Annotated in this window: 21 protein-coding genes; 10 read left to right on the forward strand and 11 right to left on the reverse strand. The window is 71.1% G+C overall.

The genetic code is table 11. The annotated features are described in order from the left end of the window. Positions 1 to 51 precede the first annotated feature (51 nt). Complete coding sequence (locus tag ABFT23_RS19430) at positions 52 to 948, reverse strand: AIM24 family protein (protein WP_347898203.1); 897 nt, start codon at positions 946 to 948, stop codon at positions 52 to 54. Between the two features lie 104 nt (positions 949 to 1,052). Here ABFT23_RS19430 and ABFT23_RS19435 point away from each other — a divergent pair, with 104 nt between their 5' ends. The 3 genes from ABFT23_RS19435 (at position 1,053) to ABFT23_RS19445 (ending at position 4,331) form a co-directional block, all read left to right on the forward strand. Beyond that, positions 1,053 to 1,826 (forward strand): isoprenyl transferase, encoded by a 774-nt coding sequence (locus ABFT23_RS19435; protein ID WP_347898204.1) that lies wholly within the window; start codon positions 1,053 to 1,055, stop codon positions 1,824 to 1,826. A gap of 262 nt (positions 1,827 to 2,088) precedes the next feature. Continuing rightward, complete coding sequence (locus tag ABFT23_RS19440; protein ID WP_457623762.1) at positions 2,089 to 3,396, forward strand: PhoH family protein; 1,308 nt, start codon at positions 2,089 to 2,091, stop codon at positions 3,394 to 3,396. A gap of 233 nt (positions 3,397 to 3,629) precedes the next feature. After that, complete coding sequence (locus ABFT23_RS19445) at positions 3,630 to 4,331, forward strand: aggregation-promoting factor C-terminal-like domain-containing protein (protein ID WP_347898206.1); 702 nt, start codon at positions 3,630 to 3,632, stop codon at positions 4,329 to 4,331. A gap of 306 nt (positions 4,332 to 4,637) precedes the next feature. Here ABFT23_RS19445 and ABFT23_RS19450 read toward each other — a convergent pair whose 3' ends face one another. Together ABFT23_RS19450 and ABFT23_RS19455 are read right to left on the reverse strand one after the other, a co-directional pair. After that, entirely contained in the window at positions 4,638 to 5,345 is a 708-nt protein-coding gene (locus ABFT23_RS19450; RefSeq protein WP_347898207.1) for a class I SAM-dependent methyltransferase, read from the reverse strand. Between the two features lie 2 nt (positions 5,346 to 5,347). Next, positions 5,348 to 6,727, reverse strand: coding sequence for a class II fumarate hydratase (locus ABFT23_RS19455; protein WP_347898208.1), 1,380 nt, complete (start codon positions 6,725 to 6,727; stop codon positions 5,348 to 5,350). A gap of 59 nt (positions 6,728 to 6,786) precedes the next feature. Between ABFT23_RS19455 and ABFT23_RS19460 the strand changes: the two genes are divergently transcribed. From ABFT23_RS19460 to ABFT23_RS19470, 3 genes are read left to right on the forward strand one after another with little or no spacing between them, the layout of a single operon-like run. After that, positions 6,787 to 7,152 carry an ArsR/SmtB family transcription factor gene (locus ABFT23_RS19460; RefSeq protein WP_347898209.1) on the forward strand — a complete coding sequence of 122 codons (366 nt, stop codon included), beginning with the start codon at positions 6,787 to 6,789 and terminating at the stop codon, positions 7,150 to 7,152. Further along, positions 7,149 to 7,667: an SRPBCC domain-containing protein gene (locus tag ABFT23_RS19465; protein WP_347898210.1), complete on the forward strand. Its 519-nt coding sequence runs from the start codon at positions 7,149 to 7,151 to the stop codon at positions 7,665 to 7,667. Before ABFT23_RS19460 ends, ABFT23_RS19465 begins: the two co-directional genes overlap by 4 nt. A 27-nt stretch (positions 7,668 to 7,694) precedes the next feature. Continuing rightward, positions 7,695 to 8,267 (forward strand): hypothetical protein, encoded by a 573-nt coding sequence (locus ABFT23_RS19470; RefSeq protein WP_347898211.1) that lies wholly within the window; start codon positions 7,695 to 7,697, stop codon positions 8,265 to 8,267. Here the strand turns inward: ABFT23_RS19470 and ABFT23_RS19475 are convergent. Next, positions 8,264 to 8,971 carry a spermidine synthase gene (locus ABFT23_RS19475; RefSeq protein ID WP_347898212.1) on the reverse strand — a complete coding sequence of 236 codons (708 nt, stop codon included), beginning with the start codon at positions 8,969 to 8,971 and terminating at the stop codon, positions 8,264 to 8,266. The genes ABFT23_RS19470 and ABFT23_RS19475 overlap by 4 nt on opposite strands. A 182-nt stretch (positions 8,972 to 9,153) precedes the next feature. Here ABFT23_RS19475 and ABFT23_RS19480 point away from each other — a divergent pair, with 182 nt between their 5' ends. Continuing rightward, a complete protein-coding gene (locus ABFT23_RS19480) occupies positions 9,154 to 9,633 on the forward strand; it encodes a DoxX family protein (protein ID WP_347898213.1) in 480 nt (159 codons plus the stop codon). Here the strand turns inward: ABFT23_RS19480 and ABFT23_RS19485 are convergent. Next, a complete protein-coding gene (locus ABFT23_RS19485) occupies positions 9,623 to 9,985 on the reverse strand; it encodes a winged helix-turn-helix transcriptional regulator (protein WP_347898214.1) in 363 nt (120 codons plus the stop codon). The two genes, ABFT23_RS19480 and ABFT23_RS19485, sit on opposite strands and share 11 nt — an antisense overlap. Before the next feature lie 71 nt (positions 9,986 to 10,056). Between ABFT23_RS19485 and ABFT23_RS19490 the strand changes: the two genes are divergently transcribed. Then, a complete protein-coding gene (locus ABFT23_RS19490) occupies positions 10,057 to 10,911 on the forward strand; it encodes an NAD(P)H-binding protein (protein WP_347898216.1) in 855 nt (284 codons plus the stop codon). Here the strand turns inward: ABFT23_RS19490 and ABFT23_RS19495 are convergent. Further along, complete coding sequence (locus ABFT23_RS19495) at positions 10,852 to 11,451, reverse strand: hypothetical protein (protein ID WP_347898217.1); 600 nt, start codon at positions 11,449 to 11,451, stop codon at positions 10,852 to 10,854. The genes ABFT23_RS19490 and ABFT23_RS19495 overlap by 60 nt on opposite strands. Before the next feature lie 91 nt (positions 11,452 to 11,542). On the opposite strand from ABFT23_RS19495, the gene ABFT23_RS19500 reads away from it, so the two are divergent. Then, on the forward strand, positions 11,543 to 11,749 hold the full coding sequence (locus ABFT23_RS19500; protein WP_347898219.1) for a hypothetical protein: 207 nt from the start codon (positions 11,543 to 11,545) through the stop codon (positions 11,747 to 11,749). Positions 11,750 to 11,751: 2 nt separating this feature from the next. Here the strand turns inward: ABFT23_RS19500 and ABFT23_RS19505 are convergent, their stop codons facing one another. Then, complete coding sequence (locus tag ABFT23_RS19505; RefSeq protein ID WP_347898221.1) at positions 11,752 to 13,449, reverse strand: fumarate hydratase; 1,698 nt, start codon at positions 13,447 to 13,449, stop codon at positions 11,752 to 11,754. Between the two features lie 34 nt (positions 13,450 to 13,483). Here ABFT23_RS19505 and ABFT23_RS19510 point away from each other — a divergent pair, with 34 nt between their 5' ends. Continuing rightward, positions 13,484 to 14,137 (forward strand): DUF1707 SHOCT-like domain-containing protein, encoded by a 654-nt coding sequence (locus tag ABFT23_RS19510; protein ID WP_347898223.1) that lies wholly within the window; start codon positions 13,484 to 13,486, stop codon positions 14,135 to 14,137. A 51-nt stretch (positions 14,138 to 14,188) separates the two neighbouring features. On the opposite strand, the gene ABFT23_RS19515 is transcribed toward ABFT23_RS19510, so the two are convergent. From ABFT23_RS19515 to ABFT23_RS19530, 4 genes are read right to left on the reverse strand one after another with little or no spacing between them, the layout of a single operon-like run. Then, positions 14,189 to 15,412, reverse strand: a complete 1,224-nt coding sequence (locus ABFT23_RS19515; protein WP_347898225.1) for an ABC transporter ATP-binding protein — start codon at positions 15,410 to 15,412, stop codon at positions 14,189 to 14,191. Positions 15,413 to 15,419: 7 nt separating this feature from the next. Then, the gene (locus tag ABFT23_RS19520) at positions 15,420 to 16,256 is read right to left on the reverse strand and encodes a carbohydrate ABC transporter permease (RefSeq protein WP_347898227.1); all 837 of its coding nucleotides are present in this window, start codon (positions 16,254 to 16,256) and stop codon (positions 15,420 to 15,422) included. Positions 16,257 to 16,263: 7 nt separating this feature from the next. Further along, positions 16,264 to 17,202 (reverse strand): carbohydrate ABC transporter permease, encoded by a 939-nt coding sequence (locus ABFT23_RS19525; protein WP_347898229.1) that lies wholly within the window; start codon positions 17,200 to 17,202, stop codon positions 16,264 to 16,266. Beyond that, positions 17,199 to 18,518: an extracellular solute-binding protein gene (locus ABFT23_RS19530; protein WP_347898231.1), complete on the reverse strand. Its 1,320-nt coding sequence runs from the start codon at positions 18,516 to 18,518 to the stop codon at positions 17,199 to 17,201. The genes ABFT23_RS19525 and ABFT23_RS19530 overlap by 4 nt, the downstream gene beginning before the upstream one ends. Positions 18,519 to 18,692: the final 174 nt, after the last annotated feature.

The following is an 18,692-nucleotide window of genomic DNA, read 5'->3' on the forward strand; positions in this document are numbered from 1 at the left end:
CGACCTCGATGAGAGGTGTCTCATCGACGTCGGCCCGTGTGCGCGAGGTGCTCAGGCGCTGCCGGGGACCGGGTAGCCCTCCGAGGGCTGGACGATGACGAAGCCGCGACCCTGGAACGAGACCTGGACCGCCTCGCCCGAGCCGCGGCCGATCAGCGCGCCCGCCGACATCGTCGACTTCAGCGTGGTCTGGAGGTCGGCCGACCAGGCGACGATGGCGTCGGTGTCGGCGAACGTCGGCGCCTCGGCGGCGTTGAGGACGACGGGCTCGCCGTCGGTGACGATGGCGACCCAGCCGGTGCCGCGGATGGTGGTGTTGAACAGGCCGCCGGCGAGCATGCTCGCGCCCTTGACCCGCTCGACGTCCCACTGCAGCGAGGCGGAGAAGGCCAGGATGCTCTTCGCGCTGGCCGAGATGCCGGAGCTGTTGAGCTGCAGGATGTGCACGTTCTTGTTGGTGTCGGCGATGAAGACGTCGCCCTGGCCCTCGACGCGCATGAGCGAGAGGCCCTCGCTGGTCAGGGCCCGCTTGAGGACCTTCCCGACGCCGCCGGCGCTCTGGTAGGCGAAGGTGACGTTGCCCTGGTAGGCGACCATCGAGCCCTGCTGGGCCATGAACGGCTCGGTCACGCGGACCCGGAGCATCTTGGCGTTCTGCAGCTGCGGGCCGCTGCCCTGCACCTCGGCGAACCGGCCGTCGATGAGGTCGCCGGAGATGCCGGCGAACATGTCGCCACCCATCTGGCCGCCCATCTGGCCACCGTGCTGCTGGTAGCCCTGCTGGGCCGGCTGGGCCTGCCGGGCCTGCTGGGCGTGCTGCGGGGGAGCGGCGTCCATGGGCGAGGTGGACTGCTTGCCCTGGTCGGAGACGTGCTCGGTCCACTGGGAGCCGTCCCAGTAGCGCAGCTCGTGACGGCCGGTCGGGTCGGGGTGCCAGTCAGCGTTCATCGGTCTGTGTCGCTCTTCTCGGGTCTCGGGGAGTCTCGGAACGAGACGGGGGCGGCCGGTCTCAGGTGCCGACCGAACCTCTTCCGGTGTCCTACCATCGGGAGGTGGCCGACTGGAAGCGGGGAATCCGGCAGGTGCTCTACCCGGCCTACGAGGCCCGGATGCTGCGCCGCATGCCGAGCAGCCTGCCCAAGCACGTCGGCGTCATGCTCGACGGCAACCGGCGCTGGGCCAGGGCGGTCGGGCAGGACACCTCGCACGGTCACCGCGCCGGCGCGGCCAACATCGAGCCGCTGCTCGGGTGGTGCGACGAGGTCGGCATCGAGGTGGTCACCCTCTGGCTCCTCAGCACCGACAACCTCAACCGCCCGGCCCCCGAGCTCGAGCCGCTGCTCACGATCATCGCCGACGCCGTCGACTCGCTGGCCGACCAGCGGCGGTGGCGCCTGCACCCGGTCGGGGCCCTCGACCTGCTGCCCGACGACGTCGCCCGCCGGCTCAAGGCGGCCGCCGAGGCCACCGCCGACGTCGACGGCATGCTCGTCAACGTCGCCGTCCCCTACGGCGGACGCCGCGAGATCGCCGACGCGGTCCGCTCGTTGCTGCACGAGCACGCCGCCCGCGGCACCACGCTCGAGCAGCTCGCCGAGATCATCGACGTCGAGCACATCGCCGACCACCTGTACACCAAGGGCCAGCCCGACCCCGACCTCGTCATCCGCACGTCGGGCGAGCAGCGCCTCGGCGGGTTCCTGCTCTGGCAGAGCGCGAAGTCGGAGTTCTACTTCTGCGAGGCCTACTGGCCCGACTTCCGCCGCGTCGACTTCCTGCGCGCCATCCGGGCCTACGCCCAGCGCGAACGGAGATACGGGAGTTAACCCGCCCGTCATCGCGCGTTCGGGCGTGTCGCCACGGATCCGCGGCGCGGAGTCGTAGCGTCGTAGCCAGTGACGAGTGGGGAAGCTCGTCGCCATCGGGAGGCCCGAGCGTGAGCGATCACGACCTTTGCACCACGACCGGCAGCACTGCCGGCCGCGTGGTGGGAGGACGCCGGCACATCGGTGTTCGGGCACCTCTCCGGTCCATCGCTGAGTGAGGACCGGGCGGATGTGCGCGCGCGGTCACGAACAGGGGACGACCGTGGCTGACACCCAGAACCGCACCTACGTGCTCGACACCAGCGTGCTGCTCGCCGACCCGGCGGCGATGCGGCGCTTCGAGGAGCACGAGGTCGTGCTGCCCGTCGTGGTGATCACCGAGCTCGAGGCCAAGCGTCATCACCCCGAGCTGGGCTACTTCGCCCGCTCGGCGCTGCGCATGCTCGACGACCTGCGCGTCACCCACGGACGCCTCGACGAGCCGGTGCCGGTGGGCGACCACGGCGGCACGATCCGCGTCGAGCTCAACCACACCGACCCGACGGCGCTGCCCTCCGGCTTCCGCCTCGGCGACAACGACACCCGCATCCTCGCCGTCGCCCGCAACCTCGCCGACGAGGGCCGCGACGTCACGCTGGTCTCCAAGGACCTGCCGATGCGGATCAAGGCCTCCGCGGTCGGCCTCGACGCCCAGGAGTACCGCGGCGAGACCATCAACGACTCCGACACCGGCTTCTCCGGTATGGCCGAGCTCGACGTCGAGGCCGCCGTCCTCGACGAGCTGTACGACGACGGCACCGTCGACCTCGAGTCGGCGCGCGACTTCCCCTGCCACCAGGGCCTGGTGCTGCTCTCCGACCGCGGGACGGCGCTCGGCCGGGTCGGGCCCGACAAGCAGGTCCACCTGGTGCGTGGCGACCGCGAGGCGTTCGGCATCCACGGCCGCAGCGCCGAGCAGCGGGTCGCGCTCGAGATGCTGCTCGACCCCGAGGTCGGCATCGTCTCGCTCGGCGGCCGGGCCGGCACCGGCAAGTCGGCGCTCGCGCTGTGCGCGGGCCTGGAGGCGGTGCTCGAGCGCGGCCAGCACAAGAAGGTCGTGGTGTTCCGCCCGCTGTTCGCGGTGGGCGGGCAGGAGCTCGGCTACCTGCCGGGCTCGGAGTCGGAGAAGATGTCGCCGTGGGGCCAGGCGGTCTTCGACACCCTCGGCGCCATCACCTCCGCCGACGTCATCGACGAGATCCTCGCGCGCGGCATGCTCGAGGTGCTGCCGCTCACCCACATCCGCGGTCGCTCGCTGCACGACGCGTTCGTCATCGTCGACGAGGCCCAGTCGCTCGAGCGCAACGTGCTGCTCACCGTGCTCTCGCGCATCGGCGCCAACTCGAAGGTCGTGCTGACCCATGACGTCGCCCAGCGCGACAACCTGCGGGTCGGGCGGCACGACGGCGTCGTCGCCGTGATCGAGAAGCTCAAGGGGCACCCGCTGTTCGCGCACGTGACCCTGACCCGGTCCGAGCGCTCGCCCATCGCGGCGCTGGTCACCGAGATGCTGGAGAACGCGACGGTGTGACCTGAGCCGGGTTCCGCCGGGTCCCGCGTGGCGGGTGTGTCTCGTGTGACTGACGAGGCGCGCCCGCCCCGAGATCGCCCACATTCGTCCACCGGATCGCGCGGTTCGGTTTGCACGACTTTCAACCACCGGGCATGGTGGAGCGAGATCTTCCGCGGTCCCCTTGCGGGCCCAGCCGATCGCCGAGACCGACTGTCGTCCAGCACCTGGGTACTGAAATCTTGTCCAAGCACGTGAAGCACGTCCCGAAGCACCGCGGCGCCCCCAAGCGTCCTGCCGTGCCCGACGCCGTCACCGTCGCCCCGCGCAAGGTCGTCGGCACCACCGTCCTCCTCGGCTCCGTCGCCGTCGTGAGCACCGGCGCCACCATCGGTGGCGGCATGCTCACCGGCTCGGCGGGCTCCTCCGCCCAGGCGGTCGACACCGTCAACCCGGTCGGCGAGGTCGCCGCCGCCGACGACGTGCCGATCCGTCGGCCGGCCGACGCCGAGCTGACCAGCGCCGAGGTCATCGAGCGCGCCCCCGAGCTGTCCCGCTCGGCCGATCGCCGCGAGCCGGCCGACCCGGCCAAGGAGGCCGCCCTGTCGGCCGAGTCCGCGGCCGTCGTCGAGTCCGGCGCGCAGGACCTCTCCGACGCCGACCCCCGCGACATCGCCCGGGCGCTGTTGTCCGAGTTCGGCTTCAGCAGCGACCAGTTCGGCTGCCTCGACTCGCTCTACATGCGCGAGTCCGGCTGGAACCCCTACGCCGACAACCCCTCGTCGTCCGCCTACGGCATCCCGCAGGCCCTGCCGGGCTCGAAGATGTCGTCCGCCGGCGCCGACTGGGCGACCAACCCGGTCACCCAGATCCGCTGGGGCCTCGGCTACATCCGCGACCGCTACGGCAGCCCCTGCAGCGCCTGGGGCCACTCCGAGAGCGTCGGCTGGTACTAGTTCCAATGGCGCGAGCGTGTCGCGCCGCGAGGTCGGTCTGTGCCCGTGTCGGTAGGGCGGCGACGCGCCAGGCTGCCGCGCTCGGGTCCGCCTGGGTGATCCGGCTGGGCTGTGGTCGGCTCGGGCTGCGGCGGGCCCGCGCATCCGGCCGGCCCGCGCCGACGTGTGTGCTCGGCCGCGCGAGCGTGTCGCGCCGCCAGGTCTCGTGAACTTTCGGGTGCAGGGTCGTGTGCCTGAGACCGGTCCCCAGGTCGTCGTCGTACACGCGAGCCCGTGTGTGTTGCCCAGGCGCCTGACGACGCGAGGTCAGCGGGCCACGAACACCGTGACGTGGCCGGCGTACTCGCGCGGCCAGCCGTCGTCGGGCGGTGACCAGTCGAGGTCCTCCTCGGAGGAGTGCAGATAGGCCAGGGCCGAGGCGCGGTCGTGCAGGATCGCGCGGGTGTGGAGGTCGTCGCGGGTGACGTCGTCGAAGTGACGGCGCAGCGCCGCGTCGCCGTTCTCGCTGGAGAAGTGGGTGGCGACGACGTCGCCGCCGGCCTCGCGGCGCAGGTCGGCGATGTGCTCGATGCCGTTGGTGACGGCGACGAACGTGCCGCCCGGGCGCAGCACGCGGCGGACCTCGGCCAGCCCGCGGTGCAGGTCGCGCACGTGGTACAGCATCCACAGCGCGGCGACGGCGTCGAAGGAGTCGTCGGCGAACGGGAGGTCGTGGGCGTCGGCGACGCGGGCCGCGACCCCGCGGCTCGCCGCCAGCTCGACCATCCGCGCCGAGGCGTCGACGGCGACCACGTCGGCGCGGGGGAGCGCGGCGGCCACGCGCGCCGCGAACGCCCCGGTGCCGCAGCCGATCTCCAGCACGGCGTCGGGCCGTGTGTCGACCAGCGCGAAGAGCGCCTCGGTCGACGGCTCGCGGCCGTCGGCGGTGGGGTGCCAGACGGCCTGGCGGATCGCCAGGCGCTCCTCGGTGAAGTACTCGTCGGACAGCTCGGGTCGGGTCACGGGCTCGGCCACGCTCACGGCCTCGTCATCCGCTCGACGTCGAGCGCGGCGTCGAGGTCGGCCTCGCTCAGCTCGCCGCGCTCGACGTAGCCGAGGGCGAGCACCGTCTCGCGGATCGTGCTTCCCTCGGCCAGCGCCTGCTTCGCGATCGCCGCCGCCGCCTCGTAGCCGAGGTGCTTGTTCAGCGGCGTGACGACGGACGGCGACGACTCGGCGTAGCGGCGCATGCGTTCGGCGTCGGCGGTGATGCCGTCGACGCAACGGTCGGCCAGCAGCGTCGTCGACGTCGACAGCAGCCGCACCGACTCGAGCACGTTGCGGGCCATGACCGGCATGGCCACGTTGAGCTCGAACGAGCCCGACGCCCCGGCGGCGGTGACCGCCGCGTCGTTGCCGACGACCTGGAAGCAGACCATGAGCGTGGCCTCCGGCAGCACCGGGTTGACCTTGCCGGGCATGATGCTCGAGCCCGGCTGCAGGTCGGGCAGGTGGATCTCGGCGAGCCCGGTGGTGGGGCCCGACGACATCCAGCGCAGGTCGTTGCAGATCTTCGTCAGGCCGACGGCGATCGTGCGCAGCACGCCGCTGAGCTCGACGAGCGAGTCGCGGGTCCCCTGCGCCTCGAAGTGGTTGCGGGCCTCGGTGAACGGCTCGCCCGTGGCCTCGCCGAGCACCTCGATGACCCTTGCTGCGAAGCCGGGCGGGGTGTTGATGCCGGTGCCCACCGCGGTGCCGCCCAGCGGGAGCTCGCGCACGCGCGGCAGCACCGCCTCGAGCCGCTCGACGGCGTAGTCCAGCGTGGCGGCGTAGCCGGAGAACTCCTGGCCGAGCATGACCGGGGTGGCGTCCATCAGGTGCGTGCGACCGGACTTCACGAGCCCGCCGAACTCCTCGGCCTTGGTCGCCAGCGAGTCGCGCAGGGTGGTGAGGGCCGGCACGAGGTCGCCCACCACGGCGAGGGTGACGGCGACGTGGATCGCCGTCGGGAAGGTGTCGTTGCTCGACTGGCTGGCGTTGACGTGGTCGTTGGGGTGCGCCTCGACACCGGCCCGGGCGGCCAGCGAGGCGATCACCTCGTTGGCGTTCATGTTGCTGCTCGTGCCGGATCCGGTCTGGAAGACGTCGATCGGGAAGGCGTCGTCGTGGTCGCCGGCCGCGACCTCCCGCGCCGCGGCTGCGACACCGTCGGCGAGCCCGTCGTCGAGCACGCCGAGCTCGCCGTTGACGACGGCGGCCGCCGCCTTCACGTGTCCCAGCGCGTGCACCAGCGCCGGCTCGATCGGGGTCCCGCTGATCGGGAAGTTCTCGACGGCGCGCTGGGTCTGGGCCCGCCACAACGCGTCGGCCGGCACCTCCACCTCACCCATGGAGTCGTGCTCGGTCCGTGTCTTCACGCCTCCAACCTAACGGCCGGACCTTGACCAAATGGTAGCCATCGGGTTACCTATTGCCGGTGGACCCCTTCTCCGCCCTCGCCGACCCCGTGCGTCGCGACCTGCTGCGCGCGCTCAGCGATGGCCCGGCCCGCGTCGTCGACCTGGCGGCGGCGCGCCCCATCAGCCGCCCGGCCGTCAGCAAGCACCTGCGGCTGCTCGTCGAGGCCGGCCTCGCGACCGCCGAGGAGCGGGGACGCGAACGCCACTACGCCCTCGTCCCCGCCGGCCTGCTGCCCGTGCAGGCACTGCTCGACGAGCTCCGGCCGGCGCCCGCCCCACGGTTCGGCGCGGCCGACCTCGACGGGCTCGACCTCGAGGTCCGGCGCACCGCCCCCGACCGACGTACGACCCCCACCACCGAGTCCCAGGAGGACACCGCATGAACCTCGGCACCCGCGCCGGCCACGACCTGGTCCTCACCCGGACCTACCGGGCCCCCATCGACGACGTCTGGGCGGCCTGCACCGACCCCGAGCGCATGGAGCGCTGGATCGGCACCTGGAGCGGCGACCCGGCCACCGGCCAGGTGGTCTTCCGCATGACGGCCGAGGGCGACGACGTCCCCGACGAGGTCTACCTCGTCGAGACCTGCGAGCCGCCGCGCCGCTTCGTCGTCCGCAGCCGCGACGGCCACCCGTTCAGTCCCGACGGCTCGGGCCCGTTGGTGCAGTGGCAGCACACGCTCGAGCTCGTCGAGGCCGACGGCGTCACGACGCTCACGTTCACCCAGGTCGTGCCCGAGGGGCAGGTCGGCGCCGACATGGTCGCCAGCGTCGGCCCGGGGTGGGACTACTACCTCGACCGTTTGACGGCGTGCCTCGACGGTGGCGATCCCGCCGCGGTGGTCTTCGAGCCCTACCTCGAGCGCGGCGACCACTACCGGTCCCTGTTCGGCTGACGCGCGGACGACTCCTAGGCTGGGCCCATGGGCCAGTGGCTGGAGGACCTCAGCACCCTGCAGGTGCTGCTGCTGGTGGCGGGCCTGGTGATCGGCGGCTCGATCGCCGCGGCGCTCGTCGGCGCGCTGTTCGTCCGCGTCGGCATGCGACGTCCGTGGGTGGTCGACCGGGCCGGCCGCCTGGCGTTCCGGCTCATCGAGCTGGTCAAGCGGCCACTCACGATCGTCGTCCTCGACGAGGTCGCCGCCGTCATCCAGACCGGCCACTACACCAAGAACATCTCCGACGCGCTGCTCGAGAACCACGACGAGCTCAAGGCCCTGGTGGCCGAGAAGGTGCGCGCCGACCCCAACGCCCGCATCGTGAGCAGGCTGCCCGGCTACGACACGATCGTCTCCGAGGCCTCCGAGACCGTGATGCGCGTGCTGATCGACATGCTCAGCGACCCGCGCATGGACGAGCTGGTCTCCGACCTGCTGCGCAACAACCTCGAGCAGATCAAGATCGCGGTGCGCGAGCGCGCGCACGAGAACGTCGTCACCAAGCCGGCCGACCCGATACCGGCGACGGCGCCCGTCGACCTGTCGCGGCGCCGCTAGCTGCCGGCCGCGACCCGGCCCCGGTAGAGCCAGTACTGCTCGTCGCGGTCGTTCAGCCGGACGTCGAGTGCGTCGGCGCCGACGTCGTCGAAGACCGCGCCGAGGGCGGTGGCGAGCTCGGGTGCCTCGGCGGCCGACCAGACCACGAGGGCGCCGCCCGATCGCAGCATGGCGCGCACCTGCTCGAGGAACGGCTGCTCGTAGAGGGTGGCGTTGGTCTCGTGCACCAGGTAGCCGGGTCCGTTGTCGACGTCGAGCAGCACGAGGTCGTAGGTGTGGGGGCGGGCCTCGGCGACGGCGATCGCGATGTCGGCCACCACGACCTTCACGCGCTCGTCGGCCAGCAGCGCCGGTCCGTGGGCGATCGTGCCGTCGCGCATCCAGTCGACGAGCGCCTGCTCGAGCTCGACGACGGCGCAGGTCTCGACGCGGGAGTCGGCGAGCACCTCGTGCATCGTGAAGCCCAGGCCCAGGCCGCCGACGCACACGGCACGCGGCTCCTCGACCACGGCCAGCGCCGCGCCGGCCAGTGCCCGCTCGGTCGAGACCTCCACGGTGTCCATCACGAAGACCCCGTTGGCGCGCAGCTCGAGCGCGGTGGGGGCGCCGGCGGCGTCGTCGAGGTCGTCGCCCCCGGGACGGCGCTCGCGCAGCACCAGCTCGCCGCGCTCGGTCTCGGCCCGCGCCAGCTCGACGTAGTTCACGAGCCCAGCCTGACACCGACGTCCTCGCAGCGTTAACGCAGCCCGAACACGACTCTCATCTTCCTTTCAACCAGCACCCCTAGGTTCGTTGAACGATCAACCACCGGCTCCTCGGTCCGGTGCCGAACCGATCGACCGTCCCCGCACCCCACTCAGATCACCAACCCGCTCGGAGGCTGGCCATGAAGAAGGTCCTGCTCGGAAGTCATCCCACCACCACCGCCCACGACGCGGGCCTGCTGCTCCTGCGGCTCGTCCTCGGCGTCGTGATGATCGCCCACGGCTGGCAGAAGCTGGTGACCAACGGCTTCGACGCCACGGCCAGCGGCTTCGAGATGATGGGCATCCCGCTGCACGACGCCGCCGCGGCGTTCGCGATCGCCATCGAGCTCGGCGGCGGCGTGCTCGTCGTCCTCGGTGCGCTGACGCCGCTGGTCGGCGTCCTGTGGGCGGCCAACATGGCGGGTGCGTTCTACTACGTGCACCGCGACGCCTTCTTCGCCTCGGACGGCGGCTACGAGCTCGTGCTCGTGCTCGGCGCCATGGGCCTCGCCCTGGCCGCCACGGGTGCCGGCCGCCTCTCGCTCGACCGGTTCATCGCCGGGACGCCGGTCGCGGTCGCGGCCGACACCCCGGCTCGCGAGGCCTCGCTCAGCCGTTGACGATCTCGCCGGCGTGGGCCGCGACCCAGGTCATCAGGGGCGACATGGCCCCGACCAGGTCGCGGCCCAGTGGCGTCAGGCGGTAGTCGACCCGCGGCGGCACCTCCGGGTAGGCCGTGCGGACGACGAGACCGTCGGCCTCGAACGTCTTGAGGGTCGCGGCGAGCATCTTCTCGCTGATGCCGTCGACCTCGCGGCGCAGCTCGCCCCAGCGCAGCGTGCCGTCGGCCAGGGCTGCCAGCACCAGCACGCCCCACTTGCTGGTCACGTGGTCGAGCACGGTGCGAGCCGGACAGTGCCGGGTGAAGATGCCGTCGCTCTGCACCCGCATGGCCTGGAGACTCACCGTCATGCCACCAACTTACCAAAAGGTGGGTACCTCCTGATGGGAAGCATCGGATGTACCCGGTCGTTGGAGCCGACATGACCATCCTCGTCACCGCCGCCTCCGGCCAGCTCGGCCGCCTCGTCCTCGACTCGCTGCTCGCCCGCGGCGTCGACCCGACCACCGTCCGCGCCGGAGCGCGGACGCCGTCCGCCCTCGACGCCTACGCCGCACAGGGCGTCGACGTCGTCCGGCTCGACTACTCCGACCCCGCCTCGGTCGAGGACGCCGTCGCCGGCGTCGACCGCGTGCTGCTGATCTCGGGCAGCGAGGTCGGTCAGCGGGTCGAGCAGCACCGCACCGTCGTCGACGCGGCCGCGGCCGCGGCCGTGAGCCAGCTCGTCTACACGAGCGCCCCGAAGGCCGACACCGCCGACTTCGTGCTCGCCCCCGAGCACAAGGCGACCGAGGAGATCATCGTCGCCTCAGGCGCCCCGGCCACGATCCTGCGCAACAACTGGTACCACGAGAACTACGCGCAGACCCTCGCCACCGCCCGCGAGACCGGGGTGCTCGCCACCAATGCCGGCAGCGGCCGGGTGGCGAGTGCCGCGCGCGCCGACTACGCGGAGGCGGCCGCCGTCGTGCTCACGACCGACGGCCATCTGGGCCGCGTCTACGAGCTCGGTGGCGACGAGCCGTGGGACTTCGCCGTCCTGGCCACCACGCTCGGCGAGGTCGTCGGCCGCGACGTCACGCTGCGGCAGCTCTCCGCCGACGAGCACCGGGCGCTGCTCGAGTCGGTGGGCCTCGACGCCGGCACCGCCGGCTTCGTCGTGGCGATGGAGGACGGCATCAGCCGCGGCGTCCTGGGAGACCCCGACGGCTCGCTCTCACGCCTGATCGGCCGGCCCACCACGCCGCTCGTCGACGGCCTGCGCGCGCTGGTGTGACAGCGATGCGTGCCGCAGCGCAGCTCTGATCCGCTCCTCCCGGCGGGCGCGCCGGGTCGCGGGGCGCGTCCGCAACCAGGCGACCAGCACGACGATCGCGAGGCCCGAGCCGCCGTAGAAGCCGTAGGTGAGCACGATCGAGCTCTTCGGCACCGAGGGACGTAGCCCCTGGGCGGCCGCACGCTCCTGAGCGGGGGTGACCCGGACGGGGTGCGTGCCGCCGGAGCTCGACCCCGGGCACGAGTGCACGTAGGCCTCCGCCTGCTCGCCCGCGGGCGTCGTCCACCGGACCAGGTAGCGAGACCACGAGGCGTTGCCGGTGCGACCGCAGCGCTCGCCGGTGTCGGTGCGGTCGATGATCTCTGCGTCGACGGCCCGGTCGCGGAAGAGCAACCGGTCGAGGTCGAGCCCGCCGGTCGACACCCCGACGGCGACCACGGCGAGGCACACACCGGTCGCCGCGGCCAGCAGCACCGCCGTCCCGCGGGCGACCGACCGCCACACCTCGGGTCCGTCCTCGGGCAGGTCTCGGTAGCGCACGTCAGCATGGACGAGCCGGGTCGCTCGGAGGTTCCCGACCGGGACCCGTGCGGGTGGACCGGACCGACGTCCGAGCCCGCACCGTGGAGGCATGAGCCAGTCGCAGAGCCAGTCGCAGGACCAGTCGCAGGACGGCGAGGGCCAGGTGTCCGAGGTGCAGGCCATGCCTGCCGACGACGCCGACGCCGAGATCAGCGACAGCCAGGGCGTGGCCGGCAACCCCGAGGCGCCGAGCGCCGATGAGCTCGGCGCGGTCGGCCCCAACGCCAACCCGCACGCCGACGAGCCGACCCACTAGGCCTACTCGGCCGAGCGCACCCGGATGCCGCTGATCGGCACGGTGACCGTGCCGGACGGGTCGGTGAAGAAGTCGTTGCCCTTGTCGTCGACCACGATGAAGGCCGGGAAGTCCTCGACCTCGATCTTCCACACGGCTTCCATGCCGAGCTCGGGGTACTCGATGACCTCCTGGCTCTTGATGCAGTCCTGGGCGAGCCGAGCGGCCGGGCCGCCGATCGAGCCGAGGTAGAAGCCGCCGTGGGTGCCGCACGCCTCGGTGACCTGCTTCGAGCGGTTGCCCTTGGCGAGCATGACCATCGAGCCGCCCGCAGCCTGGAACGACTCGACGTAGGAGTCCATGCGCCCGGCCGTCGTGGGGCCGAACGAGCCCGAGGCCATGCCCTCGGGGGTCTTCGCGGGGCCGGCGTAGTAGACCGGGTGGTTCTTGAGGTAGTCCGGCATCTCCTCGCCGGCGTCGAGGCGCTCCTGGATCTTGGCGTGGGCGATGTCGCGCGCCACGACGAGCGGGCCGGTGAGCGAGAGCCGGGTCTTGACCGGGTAGCTGGAGAGCTGGGCGAGGATCTCGCTCATCGGCCGGTTGAGGTCGACCTCGACCACCTCGCCGCCGGCGATGTCGTCGGCGACGCCGGCATCGGGCATGTACTGCGCGGGGTCGGTCTCGAGCTGCTCGAGGAAGACGCCCTCGGAGGTGATCTTGCCGAGCGCCTGCCGGTCGGCCGAGCACGAGACGGCGATGGCCACCGGGCACGAGGCGCCGTGGCGGGGGAGCCGGACGACGCGGACGTCGTGGCAGAAGTACTTGCCGCCGAACTGCGCGCCGATGCCGAACGACTGCGTGAGCTCGAAGACCTGCTCCTCGAGCTCGAGGTCGCGGAAGCCGTGCGCCGACATCGACCCCTCGGTGGGCAGGTTGTCGAGGTAGTGGGCGCTGGCGTACTTGGCGGTCTTGAGCGCGAACTCGGCGCTGGTGCCGCCGATGACGACGGCGAGGTGGTACGGCGGGCAGGCGGCGGTGCCGAGCGAGCGGATCTTCTCGTCGAGGAAGCTCAGCATGCGCTTCGGGTTGAGGATCGCCTTCGTCTCCTGGAACAGGAACGACTTGTTGGCCGACCCACCACCCTTGGCCATGAAGAGGAACTTGTACTCGGGCTTGCCGGACGCCGGGTCGGGCGTCGCGTACAGCTCGATCTGCGCCGGCAGGTTGGTGCCGGTGTTCTTCTCCTCGTACGTCGTCAGCGGGGCGAGCTGGGAGTAGCGCAGGTTGAGCTGCGTGTAGGCGTCGAAGACGCCGCGGCTGATCGCCTCGCCGTCGTCGAGGCCGGTGAGCACGCCCTCGGACTTCTTGCCCATGACGATCGCGGTGCCGGTGTCCTGGCACATCGGCAGGACGCCGCCGGCGGAGATGTTGACGTTCTTGAGCAGGTCGAGCGCGACGAAGCGGTCGTTGCCCGAGGCCTCGGGGTCGTCGATGATCCTGCGCAGCTGGGCGAGGTGCGCCGGGCGCAGGAAGTGGCTGATGTCGTGCATCGCCTCCGCGGTGAGCCGCTGGATCGCCTCCGGCTCGACCTGCAGGAACGTGCGTCCGCCGGCCTCGAACGTCGAGACCCCCTCGGTGGTGACCAGCCGGTACGGCGTGTCGTCGGGGCCGGTGGGCAGCAGGTCGGAGTAACGGAACTCGGCTTCGCTCACGACGGCCATCGTAGGACCGCGCCCGCCGCGTAACCTGCCCAGGGTGAGCGACGCCGAGCCGACTCCCGACCTGCGCATCTCCGACGACGAGCGGCACGCGGTCGCCGAGCGGTTGCGCGACGCGGCGGGGGAGGGGCGCATCGACCTCGACGAGCTCGAGGAGCGGCTCGAGGCCACCTATGCCGCGCGCACCTACGCCGACCTGGTCCCGATCACGGCCGACCTGCCGGTCCCGAGGACGTCGTCCGCGCCCGTCGTCCGGGGCGCGTCGGTGACGCCGGGCGCCACCGTCGCGCGGTCGCGCCACCTGGCGATGATGGGCGGCTTCGACCGCAAGGGGGCGTGGACCGTGCCGGCCAGCATGACGGTCACGGCGTTCATGGGCGGCGCCGACCTCGACCTGCGCGAGGCCTCGTTCGGAGCGCAGGAGTGCGTGATGACCGTCAACGCCTTCATGGGCGGCGCGACGGTGACCGTCGGTCCCGGCGTCGACGTGATCGTCGAGGGCACCGGCATCATGGGCGGCTTCGGCTGGTGGGACGACGAGTCGGTCGCGCCCGACCTCGCCCCCGACTCGCCGGTGCTGCGCATCAGGGGCGTCGCGTTCTGGGGCGGCGTCTCGGTCGAGCGCAAGGAGCGGCGCGACGGCGGGGACGGGCTGCCGCCCGGGCGCAAGGGTCCGCACGCCCTGCACTGAGACGCCGGACCGGCCCGACCGCGGTGCGGTCGAGCCGGTCGGGAGGGACGGCTAGCCGGCCGCCGCGGGCTGCTCGGCGGCGTCGGCCATGGCGTGCCCGGGGATGCGGCCGGCCTTCTGGTGGTCGACGGTGAGGTTCTCGCCGGTCTGCGGGTCGAACAGGTGGATCTTGGCGGTGTTGACCCAGATCTCGGCCTCGTCGCCCTCGGCGATGCTGCTGGCGCCGTCGAGGGAGACGACGAGCTGGGTGCGCAGCGAGTCGCCGTCGAGGTCCTTCTCGAGCTGGAGCAGCTGCTCCTCCACCTCGGGCGGCGCCTCGAACGGCAGGTAGGCGTAGGCCTCGTTGCCGAGCCACTCGACCACGTCGACCTTCGCGCGGAACGTCGAGCCCGAGGTGTCCCTGTCGACGACGGAGGCGTCCTCGAAGTGCTCGGGCCGGATGCCGGCGATGAGCAGGCCCTTGCCGGCCGCCTTCTCGGCCTTGGCCGCCGGGATCTCGACCGAGCCGAACGGCAGCTTGACCGAGGTGCCCTCGACCGTGGCCGGCAGGAAGTTCATCGGCGGGCTGCCGATGAAGCCGGCCACGAACAGGTTGCCGGGGTTCTCGTAGAGCTCACGGGGCGAGGCGAGCTGCTGCAGCACGCCCCGCTTGAGGACGGCGACCCGGTCGCCCAGCGTCATCGCCTCGGTCTGGTCGTGGGTGACGTAGACGGTGGTGATGCCCAGGCGCTTCTGCAGCCGCGAGATCTCGGTGCGCATCTGACCGCGGAGCTTGGCGTCGAGGTTGGACAGCGGCTCGTCGAACAAGAACGCGTCGGCCTCGCGGACGATCGCCCGCCCCATCGCCACGCGCTGACGCTGGCCACCCGACAGGTTGCCGGGCTTGCGCTCGAGGTGCTCGTCGAGCTCGAGAGTCTTCGACGCCTCGCGCACCTTCTTGTCGATCTCGGCCTCGGGGGCCTTGGCGAGCCGCAGCGGGAACGCGATGTTCTCGTAGACGGTCAGGTGCGGGTAGAGCGCGTAGTTCTGGAACACCATCGCCAGGTTGCGATCGCGCGGCGCGAGGTCGTTGACCCGGCGGTCGCCGATCATCATGTCGCCGTCGGTGATGTCCTCCAGGCCCACGATCATCCGCAGCAGCGTGGACTTCCCGCAGCCCGACGGGCCCACCAGGATCATGAACTCGCCGTCCTGGACGTCGATGCTGACGTCGTTGACGGCCGGGAAGCCGTCGCCGTACTTCTTGACGATGTTCCTCATGTCGATGCCGGCCATGAGCAGTTCACCCCTTCACTGCGCCGGAGGTGAGACCGGCGACGATCTTGCGCTGGAAAATGAGGACGATGATGATGATCGGGATCGTCGCAATGACGGCACCGGCCGCCAGCAGCGATGCCGGTCGGTTGAACGGGTCGGCACCGACGAAGAACGACAGCGACGCCGGGATCGGCCGGGCGGTCTCGGTCGAGGTCAGCGTGATGCCGAAGACGAAGTCGTTCCAGGCGAAGAAGAACGTCAGGATCGCCGCGGTGAACACGCCGGGTGCGGCGAGCGGCACGATCACCTTGCGGAACGCCTGCCATGACGTGGCCCCGTCGACCTGGGCGGCCTGCTCCATCTCCCACGGGATCTCGCGGAAGAACGCCGAGAGCGTCCAGATCGCCAGCGGCAGCGTGAACGACATGTAGGGGATGATGAGGCCGGGCCAGGTGTCGTAGAGGCCGATGGCGCGCCACATGTCGAACAGCGGGCTGATCAGCGACACCACCGGGAACATCGCGATGGCGAGCGCCGTGGTGAGCACGAGCTTCTTGCCCTTGAAGTCGAGCCGAGCGATGGCGTAGGCCGCCAGCGTCGCCAGGATCACCGAGAGCGTGGTGGCGATGAGGCTGATGCCGATCGAGTTGAAGATGGCCCGACGGAACTGCGTGTTCTCCCACGCGGCGCGGTAGTTGTCGAAGCCGGCGAAGCCGGCGCCGCCCTGCGGGAAGAAGCCGGGGGAGCCGTTGGTGACCGCGGTGGCGTCCTTGAACGACAGCGAGATGATCCACACCACGGGCAGCAGGCACCAGGCCAGCACGAGTGCGACGCCGACGATGAGTCCGATCTTCTGCTTCATCGCGCGATCACCCCTCTCCTCGCGCCCGCGCGAGGTCGACGCGGAACAGCTTGACGATCAGGAAGGCCACCAGGAGCACCGAGAGGAACAGCACCACGGACAGGGCCGAGCCCATGCCGAGCTGGAACTGCTCGATGGTCTGGCGGTAGACCAGGAACGAGATCGACTCGGTGCCCAGGGCGCCGTTGGTCATCACGAAGATGTTGTCGAAGATGCGGTAGGCGTCGAGCGCGCGGAACAGCACCGCCACCATGATCGCGGCCCGCATGTTGGGCAGGATCACCTTGGTCAGACGCTGGGTCCAGGTGGCGCCGTCGACCTTGGCGGCCTCGATCATGTCCTCCGAGACCTGCGCCAGGCCGGCCAGCAGCAGCAGCGACATGAACGGCGTGGTCTTCCAGATCTCGCTGACCATGATGGCGATGACCGCCGGCGTGCCCTCGCCGAACCAGTTGAAGTCGTCGCCGATGAAGGGCAGCCAGCCGTTGATGAAGCCGTTGTTGGCGCTGAACGCGAACTGCCAGGCGAAGCCCGACACGACGGTGATGATGCCGTAGGGGATGAGGATCGAGGTGCGGATGACGCCGCGGGCGAAGATCACCCGGTGCATCACCATCGCGAACGCGAAGCCGATCACCAGCTCGATGGCGACCGTGACCACCATGTACAGCACGGTGATGCCGATCGACTTCCACAGCAGCGGGTCGGTGAGGCCGGTGACGTAGTTGCTCAGGCCCACGAACTCCCGGTCTTCGGGAGAGGTGAGCGAGTAGTTGTAGAACGACAGGTAGAGCGCGCGGACGATCGGGAACGCCGTGACGGCGAGCATCACGATCACCGCGGGCAGCACCAGCTTCTGGCCGAGGCGTTGCTCGGCCTTGGCGCGGTCGCTCTCGACGGGCTTGTGGCTGCGCGGCTCGACCGGCTTGGTCGCGGTGGCGCTCACAGGAGAGCCTTCCCGTCGAGCACGTCGCGGATGTACTTCGCGGCGTCGGCCGGGGTGTCCTGGTTGACGCTGGTCGGCGGGTGGAACGACTTCTGCGTCGCCCCCGAGATCAGGTTGTAGTAGGCGCTCTTCGGCCGGGGTGCACCCGCCTCGAGGCTCTGCTGGAACAGCTCGAGGACGGTCGGGTCGAACGCCTCGGTCAGGCCGGAGGAGTCGTAGACCGACTGGCGCGCCGGCATCAGGCCGTCGTTGACGGCGAGCTGCTCCTGCGCCTCGGGGGAGGACACGCACTGCGCGGCCTCGAAGGCCCAGTCCTTGTTCTCGGTGAACTCGCCGACGGCGATGTCGATGCCGCCCACGGGCGGGCGCGACTCCTGGTCGGGCACCGTGCGCGGGTAGCGCGCCCAGCCGAGGTCGTCGAACTGCTCCTTCGTGAAGCCGTTCTCGTCGGTGGGCTCGTAGTTCTTGTAGACGAAGGTCCAGTTGGTCATGAACTCGCCCGCGTAGTTGGGGTCGAACATGAACGGCAGGCTGGTGCCCTCCTGCGACACGGTGAGGTCGGGCTGCGCGGCCGCCGAGTCGGCGAGCTTCTGGATCACCGCGGCGGCGGCGCGACCGGCGTCGCTGTCGATGTCGACCTTGGCGTCCTTGCCGGCCTCGGTGTCGCTGACGACGTCGCCGCCGGCACCGGCCACGAGCGAGTTGATCCACACGAAGTAGGCCTCGTAGCGGTTGGCCTGCACGCCGACCGTGCCGTTGTTGGCGGCGGCGGCGTCGATGACCTGGTCCCAGGTCCAGGTGTCGGACTGGCTGGTGTCGAGGCCGGCGGCCTCGGCCAGCGACTTGCGGTACCAGAGCAGCTGCGTGTTGGCCCACTGCGGCGCGGCGTAGACGCCGTCGTCCCAGGTGACCGTGTCGGCCGGCCCGGACAGCACGTCGTCGTCGGTGACCTCGGCGGCGAGGTCGTCGGGCCACTTCGCGATCCAGCCGGCGTTGGCGAACTCGGCCACGAAGACCGGGTCGAGGCTCATCAGGTTGGTCTCGCTGTCGGACGCCGCCAGCCGGCGCGCGAGCTGCGTGCGCTGGTCGGTCGCGCCGGTGGGCAGCAGGTTGATCTGGATGTCGTAGGGCTTGCCCTCGCTGCAGTCGGCCGCGAGCTTGGTCAGCGTGTCCTGGCCGTCCGGGTTGATGTACCAGTTGAGCGTCGGCTTGCCGTCGCTCCCGCACGCGCTCAGCAGCGTGCCGCCCAGCACCAGCGACACGGCGGCTGCGGCGAGCCTCCGGCGCCGGTGTCCACGGAGTCTGTCGGGACTCATCCGCACCCCTCCCGTTGTGTGATGGTCTCAACACCCTGTCGGTGATGACCGGTGATGTCCAGACCACTCTTAGGGGTGGCGGTACCCGGCAAAGCCGCAGGTCGGAGGGGACTGGACACGGCCCATAGGGTGATCCGCGTCACTTCACGACGGATCGTCCGGCACGTACCTGCC

This window comes from Nocardioides secundeburneus (assembly GCF_039939255.1).
Classification (GTDB): Bacteria; Actinomycetota; Actinomycetes; order Propionibacteriales; family Nocardioidaceae; genus Nocardioides.